Source organism: Halorussus limi (assembly GCF_023238205.1).
Lineage (GTDB): Archaea > Halobacteriota > Halobacteria > Halobacteriales > Haladaptataceae > Halorussus > Halorussus limi.
The window spans coordinates 129,981-145,126 of record NZ_CP096662.1; the positions used below are offsets into that span (position 1 = coordinate 129,981).

Annotated in this window: 11 protein-coding genes and 13 tRNA genes; 19 read left to right on the forward strand and 5 right to left on the reverse strand. The window is 59.7% G+C overall.

Going from position 1 to position 15,146, the window contains the following annotated elements:
- Positions 1-92 precede the first annotated feature (92 nt).
- On the forward strand, positions 93-881 hold the full coding sequence (locus M0R89_RS22355; protein WP_465261930.1) for a DUF8172 family protein: 789 nt from the start codon (positions 93-95) through the stop codon (positions 879-881).
- 390 nt (positions 882-1,271) lie between these two features.
- Here the strand turns inward: M0R89_RS22355 and M0R89_RS22360 are convergent, their stop codons facing one another.
- On the reverse strand, positions 1,272-1,892 hold the full coding sequence (locus tag M0R89_RS22360; protein ID WP_248653026.1) for a hypothetical protein: 621 nt from the start codon (positions 1,890-1,892) through the stop codon (positions 1,272-1,274).
- A gap of 724 nt (positions 1,893-2,616) precedes the next feature.
- On the opposite strand from M0R89_RS22360, the gene M0R89_RS22365 reads away from it, so the two are divergent.
- The 18 genes from M0R89_RS22365 (at position 2,617) to M0R89_RS22450 (ending at position 8,791) form a co-directional block, all read left to right on the forward strand.
- Positions 2,617-2,692, forward strand: a tRNA-Gln gene (locus tag M0R89_RS22365).
- Positions 2,693-2,695: 3 nt separating this feature from the next.
- Positions 2,696-2,769, forward strand: a tRNA-Asp gene (locus M0R89_RS22370).
- A 250-nt stretch (positions 2,770-3,019) separates the two neighbouring features.
- A tRNA-Pro gene (locus M0R89_RS22375) sits at positions 3,020-3,092 on the forward strand.
- Between the two features lie 4 nt (positions 3,093-3,096).
- Positions 3,097-3,183, forward strand: a tRNA-Ser gene (locus M0R89_RS22380).
- Between the two features lie 502 nt (positions 3,184-3,685).
- Positions 3,686-3,767, forward strand: a tRNA-Leu gene (locus M0R89_RS22385).
- Positions 3,768-3,809: 42 nt separating this feature from the next.
- Positions 3,810-3,892: transfer RNA gene (locus M0R89_RS22390), tRNA-Leu, on the forward strand.
- A 4-nt stretch (positions 3,893-3,896) separates the two neighbouring features.
- A tRNA-Tyr gene (locus tag M0R89_RS22395) sits at positions 3,897-3,967 on the forward strand.
- A 4-nt stretch (positions 3,968-3,971) separates the two neighbouring features.
- Positions 3,972-4,098 (forward strand) — tRNA-Thr (locus M0R89_RS22400).
- Positions 4,099-4,132: 34 nt separating this feature from the next.
- Positions 4,133-4,205, forward strand: a tRNA-Glu gene (locus M0R89_RS22405).
- A 105-nt stretch (positions 4,206-4,310) separates the two neighbouring features.
- Positions 4,311-4,381, forward strand: a tRNA-Met gene (locus M0R89_RS22410).
- A 12-nt stretch (positions 4,382-4,393) separates the two neighbouring features.
- Positions 4,394-4,798 (forward strand): hypothetical protein, encoded by a 405-nt coding sequence (locus tag M0R89_RS22415; RefSeq protein ID WP_158832329.1) that lies wholly within the window; start codon positions 4,394-4,396, stop codon positions 4,796-4,798.
- A 47-nt stretch (positions 4,799-4,845) separates the two neighbouring features.
- Positions 4,846-4,921 (forward strand) — tRNA-Glu (locus M0R89_RS22420).
- A 425-nt stretch (positions 4,922-5,346) separates the two neighbouring features.
- A tRNA-Arg gene (locus tag M0R89_RS22425) sits at positions 5,347-5,421 on the forward strand.
- A gap of 113 nt (positions 5,422-5,534) precedes the next feature.
- The gene (locus M0R89_RS22430) at positions 5,535-7,064 is read left to right on the forward strand and encodes a TROVE domain-containing protein (protein ID WP_248653027.1); all 1,530 of its coding nucleotides are present in this window, start codon (positions 5,535-5,537) and stop codon (positions 7,062-7,064) included.
- A 27-nt stretch (positions 7,065-7,091) separates the two neighbouring features.
- Positions 7,092-7,164: transfer RNA gene (locus M0R89_RS22435), tRNA-Gly, on the forward strand.
- A 59-nt stretch (positions 7,165-7,223) separates the two neighbouring features.
- Positions 7,224-7,517 (forward strand): hypothetical protein, encoded by a 294-nt coding sequence (locus M0R89_RS22440; RefSeq protein WP_248653028.1) that lies wholly within the window; start codon positions 7,224-7,226, stop codon positions 7,515-7,517.
- A 71-nt stretch (positions 7,518-7,588) separates the two neighbouring features.
- Positions 7,589-8,263: a MarR family transcriptional regulator gene (locus tag M0R89_RS22445; protein ID WP_248653029.1), complete on the forward strand. Its 675-nt coding sequence runs from the start codon at positions 7,589-7,591 to the stop codon at positions 8,261-8,263.
- 204 nt (positions 8,264-8,467) lie between these two features.
- Positions 8,468-8,791, forward strand: coding sequence for a DUF6788 family protein (locus M0R89_RS22450; RefSeq protein ID WP_158832337.1), 324 nt, complete (start codon positions 8,468-8,470; stop codon positions 8,789-8,791).
- A 354-nt stretch (positions 8,792-9,145) separates the two neighbouring features.
- Here M0R89_RS22450 and M0R89_RS22455 read toward each other — a convergent pair whose 3' ends face one another.
- From M0R89_RS22455 to M0R89_RS22470, 4 genes are all read right to left on the reverse strand, one after another.
- Positions 9,146-10,423, reverse strand: a complete 1,278-nt coding sequence (locus M0R89_RS22455) for a Cdc6/Cdc18 family protein (protein WP_092635370.1) — start codon at positions 10,421-10,423, stop codon at positions 9,146-9,148.
- Between the two features lie 1,186 nt (positions 10,424-11,609).
- The gene (locus M0R89_RS22460; protein WP_248653030.1) at positions 11,610-13,775 is read right to left on the reverse strand and encodes a type B DNA-directed DNA polymerase; all 2,166 of its coding nucleotides are present in this window, start codon (positions 13,773-13,775) and stop codon (positions 11,610-11,612) included.
- Between the two features lie 2 nt (positions 13,776-13,777).
- Positions 13,778-14,083 (reverse strand): DUF8156 family protein, encoded by a 306-nt coding sequence (locus M0R89_RS22465; RefSeq protein ID WP_248653031.1) that lies wholly within the window; start codon positions 14,081-14,083, stop codon positions 13,778-13,780.
- A gap of 2 nt (positions 14,084-14,085) precedes the next feature.
- Positions 14,086-15,036 carry a hypothetical protein gene (locus tag M0R89_RS22470; protein WP_248653032.1) on the reverse strand — a complete coding sequence of 317 codons (951 nt, stop codon included), beginning with the start codon at positions 15,034-15,036 and terminating at the stop codon, positions 14,086-14,088.
- Between the last annotated feature and the right edge of the window lie 110 nt (positions 15,037-15,146).

Consider the following 15,146-nt stretch of genomic DNA (forward strand, 5'->3'; position numbering starts at 1 on the left):
AGGTAGATGGGTCACGTCTATTATCACCAACCGGCGACAATCAGTTCTCTCTTGATTTTGTCCACGAGGCTCCATCAGAGATCGTTGCCAGGATTGTCGAGTACGACGATGACGTGGCGGTGAAGGTTCGCAAGTACGATCTTGACAGCGAGTACTTCGGTATCTATACCTTCCGCGTCGGTGGTGGGGACGTCGGCGATCTCGAATTCGATCTTGGCGAGGCACTCTCAGAGATGGGTGCTGATAACGGTACCATCGTTGCCCGGCTCCTCGAGATCTATCAAGCACTCATAGCCCAGAACGAGGAAGAAGAAGGAGTTCCCGTTGAAGCGTACAAGAACATCGACATCGATGCACTCCCAGACGCGCTCAACCGGACATCGTGGGAGGGCAGCGCGACTGATGTTGCAGGCCGTCTCGCCTCAAATATCATTCTCAAACACGCGCTTCCGAATGGGAACCATCGGACTGCAGTTGCCCTGATTCAGTTCTACCTCCGTCGGATTGCTTCCGATTTCTCGATGCCAGAGACCTCCGTGGAAATCGACTCAGAGACATACGACTGGCGGGAGTGGGTAAACGAGTATATTAACGAGTCAAAACGACTCTTGACGGTTCGTCGGAAGAATGTTCTACTCAAACATCTCTCTGACTTCGGAGCGACAACGCTTGAGCGGAAACACGAGGTCCAGATCGACCTGACGGCATACGAGCTGGATATGTATCCCTCAGAAGCGAAAGCTGTCTACGCGACAGCGCACGAGGAACTCTGGATCGAATTCGTCGAAGAGGCAGTAGAGCGCACCGACAACCCCGAGCTGATGGAGACCCCTGGGCTATCCAAGGCGGAGTTCGCAGAGAAAATTCGGAACCTCGAGTGAACGGCGTGCGCTAGTCTTGGAGCATCGCGACTGTTCGGCCCGTCTCCTCGGCCTCTTCGCTCCGCGACATCCCGTATGTTGCGAGAGCCTCCTCAACCGCGTCGTCCAGATCCATTAGTCAAGCAAATCTTGGCTCTGCCAACGTATAAAGTCTCGCACGATTTGCGTTTATCATAGCATCGGCTAACTCGCCAACCGAGTAGGACCGATCCCGCAAACAGTCGATAACCCGTAGCTCCACTCCCCTCATAGATTCCAATCTCTCCGATTTATGTATACGTATATCGGTGAGGATGGAATACAGGCTCTTGGCACTCAGGTCGGGGCGTCAAATGGTGAGGCGTTTGTACAAACGGATTTCGGAGAGGCAATTCGATCTGCGAGTCCGAACTACTCGAGAGGCGACGTGAACAGGCGCCGATACTCATCGAGCCACTCGATCTCGTGGTACGTCACGTCGTTCTGAATGTCGTATTCAAGCGGGAGTGGATCCGAACGGTGGGCTGTAAACGTGAGGTTGATCTCGATACAGGGTCCGTGCTCGGAGACGCACTCGAAGCCATCGTCAACGGGGTATACAACGCTAAACCAGCGAATCTGGAACCCAAAGTGGTCACACACATCTCTGACGACTGCAGCATCGCAATAGGGCGTGTGGACCCACAGTTCCCCGCCAGCGTACGCCTGATCTTTGACACACCAGACTGCATCAAGGGAGCGGAGAAACTCGGCAGCGCGATTGTAGTGCGCTTCAGTCAGGCGGTCCCACCAGTGGTACTCCTCGACGTCGTCAACGAGGAGCTGGAGGCAATCACCACACACATCATACGCCCGCTCACCAAGGGAGATTTCGTGGAGTTTGTCGGACTGGGTGGTGTTACACGCATCGCACGGAGGGGAAGCACCACTGCACTGGCATCCGGGGGATGATCGCTGTTCGGTGTGGTTGGAATACCCGCTGTTTGCACTCTCTGGCTTCTGAGATTCGTTTGAGTCGGTATTCTCGGTCATTGGTATCCAACCGAGAACCGTCAGTCACGCCGTGTGACTGGGCTCCCGGCTAGAACCGAACCGACGATCGGCCACTCATCTATCGTCACAGAGAGCAGGTTGGTGTAAATAGTTTCTGTGAATCCAATCGAGGACACCGGCCAGCACCCGGCTATCGACGACAGCCGATCCTAGACGATGAACGTCATATGTAACCGTATCTCGAAGTGTGACTGCCGTGCCTGTGAGTAACACACCCAAACTAATTTTAATACAATTGCCACGATATTTTCTGCTGACGTTCGATACACTCCTCAAACCGAGAGAGTTCAACACGATGATCATCACTCGCCTCACCCCGCGGCGTGCTCGTTCTCGCTTAGCCGCGGGTCCCGTGTTCGGCGAGTGCCTACAAGATCAGCGTGCGAAGAGCCCGGGCGCAAACCGCCGGATCCACGTCGACTTCGAATACGAGAGTTCGACGCAATCCGGCGACGGCCGGACACTCTCACCCGCATAACTCGGCCCCCATACGGACTACCCGTCACGGGTCGGGGAACACGGGATTGCCGCCTGCCTGTGCCCAGTACTCGCTCAGGACACAGCCTAATACGAGTGCGGGATGCCAGGCTCGCGGCTGATTGGTTTCCGTTCGTTTCGATACAGGGTCGAACGGGCTCCGTCCGCGCTGAGCGCACGGAAGTCGTTAGCCAACAGCCCCGCAGCGAGAGCTGCGGCTACGTAGAGCCCCGGAGTCTCCGCTGGCGAGGGACGCCGGACTTTGAATCCGGAGGTCGCCGGTTCGATTCCGGCCGGGGCGACATGCCGACGTGGTGTAACCCGGCGAGCATACGGCCCTGTCGCGGTCGTGATCCGGGTTCAAACCCCGGCGTCGGCGTGGATGCGTGGCGTGGCCACGTGGGGATACCCATCGAGGTAGGCAGCCCGTTGGTGCGATCAGCTGGATCGTTCCGACGATGCTGGGCCCAGCAGGGTCCGCAACCTACATGAGCCGGTGTGGTATTCCCGGGAACCTCCCGAAGTACGCCCCCGCGATGAGACGCGCAACCACGACTACTCGGTCGCGGTTGCGCAGTTGGAAAGTCGTACAGATAGATAATCAACTGCCGAACGCTCGGCAGTCCGGTAAGCCGATGGTCCAGCGGACGACGATCTGTGCCTTGGGCGCACAGGATCGAGGTTCGAATCCGCGTCGGCTCACTGTGCCGCGACTGGGTATTGGGGAACCCAGCGGCCTGCTATGCCGTGGCCGTCTGCTATCGGTCTCCCGGTTCGAATCCGGGTCGCGGCGTCATGACAACGAATGTCTGCCCTGCCTGCGAGGAGGAAGCGTTCCGTCACGTCCCGATCGGTGAAACAACGTCTATCGACACGATTGGAAGCGTGGAAATCTGCGTCACCGAGGACGGCGCATACTTCCACGGAACAAGGTGACCGCCATCCATCCCTGCCGTGACTGGGTGCTGATGAGCACATTCGCCTCGGTAGAGAGGGTCAGAAGCTGAGTAATGCGCGTCTTCCGGTGTCCCGGTGAGAAACGCGAGGCGGGCTTGTCGGAGCAAGTTCCGACGGAGATGGTGAGACATGCGGATAGGCGACCGCGCTCGGTGTGAAACCGAGAGCCGCGAGGCTTCGGAGTTCGACTCTCCGTCTCACCGTTGGCGGGATTTCCGTAGCTTGGTCAAGGGACTGCGTTGGAACCGCAGCGTCCGCAAGGACACGAGTGTTCAAATGGCTCTCCCGCCGCTGCGTGCCGAAGTGATTCGCAGAGTCGCTGGCAATTCTCGAATTGCGCCGCCATGCCAGAGTGGTCAAACGGACACGGTCGAGACCCGTGTGGTTAGTCCTTCCCAGGTTCGAATCCTGGTGGCGGCATCCGGCCATCGTGCCTGTAGACAATTCTCGCTTCACCGTTACGTCGCCGTACTCAAGTGGTCAACGAGAAGCGGTTCAGACCCGCTGGCGTAGGTCCTTCCGAGGTTCGAATCCTCGCGGCGACATTTTCTCCCTGTGGTCTAGCGGTACGATGCCTCCCTGTAGAGGAGGAGACGCACGTTCGAGTCGTGCCGGGGAGACTGCGGGACGGTGGAAGAGCCTGGCATTCACACACTCTCACCGAGTTTTCACCGGAGAGCCGGTGCGACGGTGAGAGTTCCTTCGTCTCACCTGTAATGAGAACACGCAGGTTCGAATCCTGCCCGTCCCACTGGCCGACGACTCGTTCCAGACGAGACCAACCCGCTCCAGTGGAGTAGCGGCCAAACTCACGGCCCTCTCACGGCCGAGCCCCCGGTTCGAATCCGGGCTGGAGCATTCTCCAACAGTCCGAGACCTCTCACTTCCAGCCGACGAGACTGAGGGACACGGACAGCTGTGGAGAACTAAGAGATGCCCATGAGTGAGTTCCGAATTGTGTGCTGCGGGATAGGATAATGGCAGTCCACGGGGCTCATATCCCCGAGGCCCAGGTTCGACTCCTGGTCCCGCAATGGAGGACAACAATGGGACTATTCGATACAGTCGAACTCTACGACGATGTCCACCTGCCAGAGTACCCCGAAGGGATTACTCCTGCCGAGGACGTCGACTGGCAGACGAAAGGCATCGATCGACCGACCATGGCCACATTTCGGATTACGGCGGACGGTCGGCTCCTCGAAGAGGAGTGGCACACCGAAGCGGTCCCGCCGGAAGACCGGCCATACGCGAGCCGTGACGACGTCGACGAGGAAGATCTCCTCTACATGGCCGGCTGTCGGAACCGAGTCCACGACGGCTGGATCGAACGAGACGACTACCACGGCCGCTTCGAGCTCAAACACTCCTTCGAGAATCTCGATACACTCGTCACGTATCAAGTGACGTTCACGCACGGGCAACTCGAGGGGTTCGAACGCCTGCGATAATCCGTGCGTATCCGCCGCACCTCAGCGCTTGATTTCGTCCCTACTGCGCTCCCGGAGTCTCCGTTGGCGAGAGACGCCACCCTTTCAAGGTGGAGGTCGGGGGTTCGATTCCCCTCGGGAGCACTCGGGGGGCTGGCCCTGACAGCGTTTTTTCCGTGTCTGACATAGCGGGCAGCCACGGATCCGTGACGCTGTCACGGTCGGCTTTCCCCAAGCGTGTGGTCGTCGAGGTGGTGCGTTTCTTCGCCTGCAAAGCACACCAACGGGAGTCATAGCCCGTCGCGCCACCGGTTGCCCGACCGCACGTGGCGACCGTCGAGTCGGAGCATTGCTTCGCTAGGAACTCGCAGGTTCAAATCCTGTCGGTGGCGCAGTCCATCGAGAACATCCCGGACAAAGAGCGTACGAGAGGACGCTCGACACCGGTCCCGCTCCGACAGTTTTCCGGTCGCCGTGTCGCCAGTGGCCGTCGATCTGGAGCGCTACGTCGATGGCACATTACGGGTTCGAATCCCGTCGTTCGCTCCAGAAATTGTCCGGCCACTCGTGTTCCCGTAGCTCAGTCAGGACAGAGCACCGGCCTTCGAAGCCGGGTGTCGCACGTTCGAATCGTGCCGGGAACGTCCAGCCGAGCGAAGCGAGGCTGGTTCGGGAAGTTTCTCTCCCGATACTCGCTGCTCACAGAGCGTGTGGGCAGCTGCGATCGGAGTCGCCTGTTGCGGCTCCGGGTGATAGGATGGAATTCAACACGCCAAAGCAAACGGTCGCGGAGGCAACGCGGACCACCAACTATGAAGGTGGAGAAGCGTTCGAGCCTGCCGACCCCCGACTCGCACTGTACAAGCGCACGATCAACCAACTGCTGGAGGGCTCGTTCTACGAGACCGATGACGAGCAGCTGGCTGCTGTCGTTCACCAGTTCGATGCCGCCGCAAACGAGGATCCGGAGTTCGTCCTGAAGCTCGCAGCCTATGCGCGCCAGGAGCTCTACTTGCGGGACATCCCACAAGTGCTACTCGTACTGGCGGCCAACGACGACCGGTTCAAGGACGACTCCCCCGAGTCGCTCATCCGCGAATGGGCGCCGGCGATCATCCAGCGGATGGACGAGACGGCCACCGCGCTCGCGGTCCACGATCAGCTGTTTGGCGGGACTGCGCCGTGGCCGCTTCGACGCGGGATCGAGGACGCGCTGGTGGAGATGGCCGACGCCTACACGCTGGGCAAGTACGAGCTGTCGCGGCGCGAGGTGACGCTATACGACGTCTTCAACCGCGTCCACCCCACGCCCGTCGACGCCGAGCAGGAAGCGCTCTTCGAGCGGTTCATGCGCGGCGGCCTCGACAACTATCCCGACGTCGACCCGTTGCCGGCGCCCAACACCTGGGAGACGGTTATCTCCGAGCGCGGCAACACCCAAGCCGCCTGGGAACTGCTCATCGAGGACGACGAGTACACGTTGCCCATCTTCGCATCGATCCGGAACCTCCGGAACATGCTCGAAGCCGGCGTTCCGGAGGACACCGTCGTGGATCACCTCGACCTGGAGGCAGTCCGACACGCGCCGCTGTACCCGTTCCGGTACTACCAGGCCTACACCGCGCTGCAAGACGCGGATGTCCAGGCACCGACGGTCGAGCAGTGGCTCGAAGACGCAATTGATGTCGCGGTCGAGACGGTGCCTGGCGGATTCGGCGATACCTTTGTCGCGGTCGACCTGTCGGGATCGATGGATCAGCCGCTGTCCGCGAACAGCACGCTCCGATTGAAGGAGATCGGTGCGTTGTTCGGTGCGATCCTGGCCGACCAGGGTGCCGACGTCGGCGGGTTCGGCGACGACTTCCAGACCGTTCCGATGCACGTCGACACGCCAGTACTGCAGCGCCAAGCGGCGGTGTTGGCATTCGACGAGGACGTCGGGAACTCGACGAACGGCTGGAAGGCGATCAAGCACCTCCACGACCGAGGGGATGCTGTTGAACGGATCGTCGTCTTCACCGATATGCAGATCTGGGCCAACACGCCGTTCACGGCCCGCGATTCCCAGACGGTCAAAGACGCGTTCGATACGTATCGGGACGAGGTGTCTGCGGACACCGCGCTGTATCTCGTCGATCTCGCGGCCTACGGCGACCTGGTGACGCCAGAAGGCTACGAGAACGTCTACAACATCTCGGGATGGTCGGAGAACGTCCTCTCGTTCATCGAACACGCCGAGAATCCGAAGCAGATCATCGATGAGATCGAGGCGTTCGAACTGACCTAGCCCTGTTCGGATCTTTTCTTTGAGGATGCGCGAGTGGTGGAGTTCGGAAACACGCGGTCGTGCCACGACCGAGACGGGCGTTCGAATCGTCCCTCGTGCACTCAGAGTACAGTTGTCGAACATCTGGCCCGTGAGACGCGCCTCAACGGAGATGATAATATGGCAGTATCCAATACCACCGACCTAGACTCGACGACAATTGCCGTCGTGACGATTCGAATCCCCTGCGGCGCGGATGGGGACCTCGTCACTGACGCTGAGAAGCGTCTCTCGCGGCCCGAAACTATCGATAACGTCACGATTGACGAACTGGATAGTATCGAGCCACAGCTGTCAGCCACACACATCACCGTCGAAATTACGGTCCTATGGGCTACGGCGATTGGCGAGGAAGAGGTCAGAGACAGACTGGCTGGTGTCTCGGGACTTGAGTCAGTCAGACGGATTGCATAGGCCGTTCAGAACGGCATAGCCGAAAGTGTAGTAATTTATTTGACTCTTACCAAAATATTGGCACCTGATAGATGTACGAACCGTTTGATGAGACTGCTGCTAGAGTGTTGCTCGCAGTCAATCCTGGGGATTCGATCCGAACGGTAGCCCAACATCTCCACACCCCCTACGAAACGGTTCGACAAGCAGTCAATCAACTAGAGGATAGGGGGTATCTTCGATATGATGATGGACTGTTCGTGACCGACGATCGCGTCCGTAAGGCGGCACGAGACCTGCTAGTCACAAGTGCCGGCGTGAATCCACCGTCCATCGAAGAGGCGTACGTACTCCCACAGTTCGGTGACTGGCCCTTCGCCTTTACACAGGTGGACGCCGTCTACGTGTGGACTCAGGGCGGCTACCAGGTCGGTCGCGACCCTGACGACTACCCGCTCTTTCTTACCGTCCTCGAGGAGGATGCCGACGCCTGGCAGCGTTTTTTCGAACGATTTGGAATCCCGACAGGATTTGAGCGTCGACCGGAGGACTCGTTTGAAGCCCCTCTCCAAGTCGTCCTCGACGAGCGTTCGGTGCTCAACCCCGACCACGTCGAAGGATATCCAGTCATTTCTCGGGGCGAGACGATAGAGTTCATGCGGGAGCATTATGCGACGTTTCAGTCGGCACTTGCTATGCTCAATCGTATGTACGACGATCTCGATCTCGACGTTTCCTACCGTGAGTCAGAGAGAGAATGGTCGTGATCTTCACAGCACCAATTGAGTTCTCGACCTCCGCTACGGTGAGGTTTATTTGATTGCCGTTGGTTTGACATCGACGGCGTCCCCGGGTTGCTATTTTTGAATAGTTTGCTATTCATACTCTTCAGCCCGTGACGGGACGATATCTTATTAACCAACAAATCTATGCCGATGCGCGCTTTGTTGGTTAACACGAGGCGACCGCTGATGTCCTACGAGCCACCGACGCCGCCGGCGGAACTCCCGACAGACCTCGTCAATACGCTCAACGGGTCCTCTTCTGAGCAGCTCCAGCACGTTGCCCGCTACGTTGAAGAGCTAGCTGAGCACAAAGCTCGCGAGGCACGTCTCGAAAAGGACTCAGATGAAAGCGAAATCGAAGAACGTCCCGACGATCTGCCGGACGACGTCCCGGCGAAGGCCACGATCACGATCAAGGAGATTAACGACAACCGCTACTACTACTGGCAGTGGCGAGAAGGCGAAAAAGTTCGTTCCCAGTATAAAGGCCCCGTCAATCCCGACGAGTAGAGGGTGGTGAACCGTAGCCGAGGGTTTTGTCAAGCGCAATTAGTAGCAGAGGACACACCCCACAGTGTGAATGGATTCAACCCCACCCCACAGTGTGAATGTGTCCGGTCAGCCCAGACAGGTAACACTCGGAGAGAACAGACCCACCCCACGTTTCCGTCGTAACTGGAGGTCGGTGGAGGGAACGCAGCCACGATTGAGGGGGTCAGACCCCCCACGTTTCCGTCGTTTCGTCACCCCGCCCAAAGTCGATTATTGGGAGGACAAGACGACCTCGGATCACCCACCCCACGTTTCCGACGTATCGGGAGATACACTCGTGATCAGGGGTGTGGTCAGCGACCGAAACGGGAGCTAGGCCAAGTCTTCCAACCGGCTGTCCCGGAGGACAGATTTCAGCACGATGCCGGTGTCCTGAACCAGCCGGTGCTCGAGATAACTGCCTTCACCCCGGCCACCACCAGTCCGAGTTGATTCAACGACACCGAGGAACGCCTGCTCTTTCAACAGTTCGTAGACGCGGTGCTCGCTGAGAGTCTTCGCGTCAGCCTTCTCTGTCGTCGCCTGATACCGTTCGTAAATCCGGTTGGTAGAGAATCCATCCTCGTTCGGATTCTCTTCGGTGAGCAGCGCGAGCGAATAGAGGATGAATTTGACCTGGGTCGTCGACCCACGTAGCAGCTCCTCGAACCGATCGATTTCGGCCCACTCCTGGGCATCGCGAACGTGTTCCTCGACGACCGTCTCGACGTTTTCTCGCTCGGCTAGTTCCCCGGCGTGACGAAGAATTTCGATTGCCTTTCTGGCGTCACCGTGTTCTTGGGCGGCTAGTGCCGCCGTCAGCGGGATCACATCATCCGAGAGAACGCCATCGTGGAACGCGTCCCGTCGGTGCTTCATAATCTCGCGCAGTTGATTCGCGTCGTAGGGTTGGAAGACAAACTCCTCCTCGCGAAGACTGGACTTGACGCGTTCGTTCAGCTGGTCGCGATACTCGATCTTGTTACTGACTGCGATGACGCCCAAGTGGCAATCAGCTTTCCCCGATTCGCGGGCCCGCGACAACTGCATAAGAATATCGTCGTCATCGAGTCGGTCCACCTCGTCGAGGATGATGATAACTGACTCGTAGGCAGTATCCAGAATCTCCCAGAGATAGTCGTAGTATTCACCGCTGCCAATCCCTGCGCGTGGAATATCGAAGTCAGTCTCGTCCGTCTCGTTGAGTGAACGAGTTACCGTCCTCGCGACGCGTGTCTGTGTGTTGTGCTGCGCGCAGTCGACGTAGACCGTGCCGACGGACACACCGTTCGACTCCGCGGCTCGGCGGGCTCGTTCGGTGACGTGACGGGCAACGAGCGACTTCCCGGTTCCCGTTTTGCCGTAAATAATCACGTTGTTGGGCGGATCGCCACGAACGATCGGCCTGAGTTCAGCAGCAACGGCCTTGATCTCGCCATCCCGGCCGACGATACGGCCGCTTTCAGGGACGTGGCCAACCTTCAGCAGTTCCTTTCGAGCGAAAATGTTGGCTCGGTCGGGGTCGTCTTCATCAAAGTCAAAGAGGGGATCGTCAGCGGGATCCTCGTAGCGTCCGTCGAAGTCAGAGAGTTGGGACGGTTCCTCAGCCATCAATATCAGATATCGCGGATGGGACCTACTTAATGATTTGGCTACCTCGACCAGAGTGTAAATCGGGCTATGGTCGTCTTCTGATGTTTCGTCGCTGGCGTATCATCCTCACAAAGGTTCGAGTCGGTCCCGAGTGAAATCGGATTCGGAGCAAGAGTTACCGACGCAAACCGGCACCCCCAATCCAGAGTGAAAGCGCCGGACCGGAGCGGGTTTGACACACCCCTGGTCAAGAGTGAATAGCCCTCCATCCGGTGAGCAGCGTACTTGGTTGAGACGACACCCCCCGTCCAGAGTGTATCTCCCGAACTGGGGAATCAATCATTTCTATGAGAGGACACATCGGCACTGGATGTCTGACGCACGGCAGACACCCCTCGTCCAGAGTGAAAGCGCCGGTGTGACGAGCTGGAGTGGAGTGTGAATCTCGAATGATGGTGACGAGCGTTCGTCGGCACCCCCAGTCAAGAGTGAAGACGCAGGTCAGATCTCCAGCCGAAGTAAAGCAGGGTACAATCGGAACTGTCGGGATCGAGTATCTTGATTCCGATTGATGAGGGAGATCGGGAAATACCAATCCCGATTTTGGCTTTGATGCCGGTTCGGTGGTTGGTGAATAGTCAGAATGACGATTGTTCCTTCAACGTCTCATAATACGCGGACGATGGAATCGAACCCCCACACCCCTCGTCCAGAGTGAAACGCTACGAGAGTCCCTCGGCTCACCGGGCGGGAACCACACGACGAGTCGGCTGGGAAGTACCGAAATCACAAGACGTGAGACGAGTATCCCTCGAACAGCAGTCGTCACACAGTCGAAGATCCTCCAAACATACCAACCTGCATAGTATTACCTAGAAGTTTTATTACTACCTACCCCCTACCACTCTCCAAGTGCATTCAGCACAGGAAAGAGGACGAAGGCGGCATTCGTCCGGGTGGTTTCGAACCGCTGCTCGTGTTTGCTGTTCCATTTCTTCCGTGTTCTCTCGTCTCAGGCAGTCTTACCGTGATTCTTGCTGAGCTTCTCCCACGAGAACCCCCGTTTCCCGTGGACCTCACCCCACTCTCTTGATTGGTTTTCACTCTGGACGAGGGGTGTGTGGGCGAAGTATTCTCTCCAGGTCCCTTCCGTGTCTCCACTCAGCATTAACCAACAAACCTCCCGATACCTCGATAGTGTTGGTTAACCTCTCTCAATCTCGGTGAAGGCGGCCAAGTCCGTTTCCCGAGTTTCCTCGATCTCGCGTTGAATCTCCGTCCGATCCCAGCCAAGCGGTGCCAGCACACTCTCGACCGCTCTGACGAGTTGCGTCTCGTAGTACGACGCATCGTACGACTCTACCTCTTCGTGGGCCAACGCGACCCGCTCTCGCGAACTCTTCTCGTCGTCGACGACCACGTACTCGATGTCCTGTCCCGGGTGGATAGCGAGGTCCTGGTCCCGAGCCCGCTTCAGCGCCGCCACGTTCTGCGTGTTCTGCGTGTACCCTTCCAGCGGCTTGGAGACACGATTCCGTTCGACGAGCTGCTCGACCGGCACCGTTCCAGCGTGGAGGCGCTTGATCGCGTCCTGAAGACAGTCAAATACGGTGTCCGGTGACCGCGTGGCATCGAGCCGTTCGAGACAGTCCCGCTGGACGTCCTCGATGAACGGCGGGGTCGAACGCTGTCGGGCTTCGATACCTCTGACCTTGAAGTCGTCGTCGCCGGCGACCTTCCCAAAGTACTTGGTCAGCGCGCCGGCGTCGCTCTCGCGCTGCGGCACGAACGCCACCCAGTCGTACTGAGCTTCGTGTTCGAGTCGAATCTCGACGCAGTCGGTGATCTCCGTTGCGAGCGTCTGGAGGTCCTCGCGGTCATCGTCGTCGACGTCGGGATGCGGGGTCACCCAGATGGAGTCGACGATGCCGTGGACGACCCGCCAGCCGCCGGCTTCCAGCCGCTGTTTCGCCGTCAGTAGTATCTCGCGAGCAAACGCGTTGATCGCCTCGTGGCACTCGATGCGGCCGAACTTCGCGTTGCTGAACCCTTGATAGCCGAAGCAGGCGACGAGGATCCACTTTAGCGCTCCCGACCGTCCCTCGAGTTCCGCCAGCCGGTCCTCGTTGGGGTCGTCCCGTTCTTTCTCGTGACGGATGGCCGCCTTGATCTCGTCGCGAGCGTCGATGATCGGCTGTAGCACGTCGACGAGGTAGCCCTGGTCGTCGCAGATCGAGTATCCGAGGCCGGGGACGTCGTCGCGGTCGCCGTGGCAGTCACACCGGATGACGTCCGGTGAGACGTTCCGGGTACAGATGATGTTCGGATACAACGAGGAGAAGTCGAGTTCGTGGACGTTCTCGTGGAGGCCGACCTCGGGCGCGAAGATGAACCCGCCGCGGTCGGCGTCATGGAGCGTCCCCATCGGCTTGTAGAACTCGTGGCGCCAGGAGTTCCATGGCACGAGGACGCCACGGTCGTGGGCCTCGCAAATCTGGATCGCCGTCAGCACGTTCCCGATCGACGCCCACGCAAGTTCCTGGACGGGCTTCTTTGAGCGCGACACGAGGTCGAGGACGCCGTCGAGGTTCGTCTCCCCGTAGAAGAACGTGTTCGACTCGTCGATAATCACCCGGCCGGGCACGTTGTACCGCGCCGGTGAGTGACCGACGCGGCCGTAGCTCGAGTACGTCGACCGGCTCGCGAGCTGCTGGAAGTCGATGTCCGGCCATCGACTCAGCGAGAAGTCGTCGACGCCGGCGTCCGTCGCCATCTCGTACAGAGTAGGGACGATCTCGCTCGTCGAGCAGACCAGGACGTCCGGATCGTGTGCTTCGAGCGCCCCCTGGACGGCGGTCAGGATATCCGTCGGCGAGCCGGTGACGGTGTCGCCGGCGACGGACAGTTCCCCGTAGACGTCGTTGCTCGTTTCGGTCACCGGCACGCTAAGCCGGAGCGTCGACAGCTCGCTCGCGGGTGTCGGATCGGCGCCGGTCTCTAGACAGTATCGGAACTCCCGCGAGAAGTCGACGTTGAAGCAGGCGAGATCCCCGACCGGATACTCCGACAGCTGACGCGCTTTCCGGGCGAGTGGGGTGACGCGGTCGATGTGGGCGACGTCGACCGCGAGAACGGTCTCCTCGGCCCGTCGAAAGCCCGGCCGTCGCGTAACCATTTCGGTCGTGACGACGTCCGGGTGCTGGTCGTACACCGACTGGAGTGTCGTGAGGTCGAGGTCGGCATCAGGGTCGCGACCGGCCACGTAGAAGCGTGGGGTGTAGTCATCGCGCTCGGTCGCGACGGCGCCGTCGGCGGTTGCCTCCCACTCCAGGACGCGGCCGTCGTCCAGGAAGTCGATGCTGAACGGCATCGTCACGGGTCCGAGTCTGATGGAGCGGCCTCCTTGTCATCACGTGCTGCGACCGCGGCCTCGAGTTCCTCGAGGCGTTCCTCGTGGTCGTCGAGGCGGCCCTCCTGTTCGAGATCAATGCTGAGCAGCGCCGGCAGCAGCGGGTTCTGGTGGTTCAACAGCCCGCTCGCGTCGGCGTGCTTGCGGGCGTACTCGAACAGCTGGTCGAAGCGCGGTTGGTCGCGACGCCGCAGTGCCCGCCGGAACTCTGCCCAGCGCTCTTCGATGGCCCGCAGCGCATCTCGGTAGGTTGGGTTCGTACGCCCCATCGCTATCGGCCTCCTGTACCGCTCGCCGTCCACGCATCGAGCAAGGGGTCCGCGGTGGCCGCCACCGTCTCACCGTCAGCTGTGACGCCTGTCCCGACGCCCTCTGGGGTCGGCGTCGACGCGGCCGGCGTCGTCGGTTCCACGCCGACCTGCGTGGCGCGTGCCGCGAGCAGCTGCCGCCAGTACGCGAACGTCGTCTGGTAGTACGCGCCGTCGTCGACGGGATAGACGAGCGTCTCGAAGTCCTCGCCGACGACCCGTGGGCCCATCCGCGTCTGCTCGCACTCGAGGTAGTGGTCGGCGACCGTCGCGACTGGCTCGGTGAATTCGTTTTGTTCGTTTCGCGTAACGAGCACCGGGATGTCGTACCCCTTGGCGTAGGTCGCTAACCGGGCAAGGGTGCGGGCTTGGAGGGTTTTTGCGTGAGTCTCGCCGAGGGTATCGTCGGCGCGGTACTGGGCGTCGACGGCCGGCGCGACGATGAGGGCGGGTGTGTGGGGGGACGTTTCCTTGTCGCGACTTGGTGCCCGTCGACCGGCCGCCCCGGCATCGGTGGTGGACATTTGGATCGACTTGTTCACTGCCGTCGGGAGATCACAGACGGCGCCGTAGTGCTGGTAGGCGGTGAATCCGCGTGCGACGTGGATTCGGTTGAGCAACCGTTGACTGGGGGCTATCTGGGCGAGTGTCGTCGTTGTCGCGTGGCCGTTTGCGTCGACCCAGAAGGCGGGCCCGTCGTGCAGGAGGAGATGGTCGAGCACGAGCGACTGCAGGATCGGGACGCCGCGGCCACTCTCGACGTCGAGCAGCGTGATTCCGTCGTCGAGCTGCGGTAACAGCATCTCGTCCGTAGCCGGATCGGCCTGGTCAGCGAGGGACCGATTGCGGTCAGCGCCCCGTGTCGGCTGGTCGACCGCCAACCGGTTCGACGTCGATGTAGAGTGCTTAGGCATACTCAACTAGATGCCCACCTTTCCGATAAGCCGCGGCGTGTCACTTCCGCGTTTCAGGGAACCGATCTGAATACAACAAGTGGCGTCGTTGTTTGCGTGTTTTCGTGTTA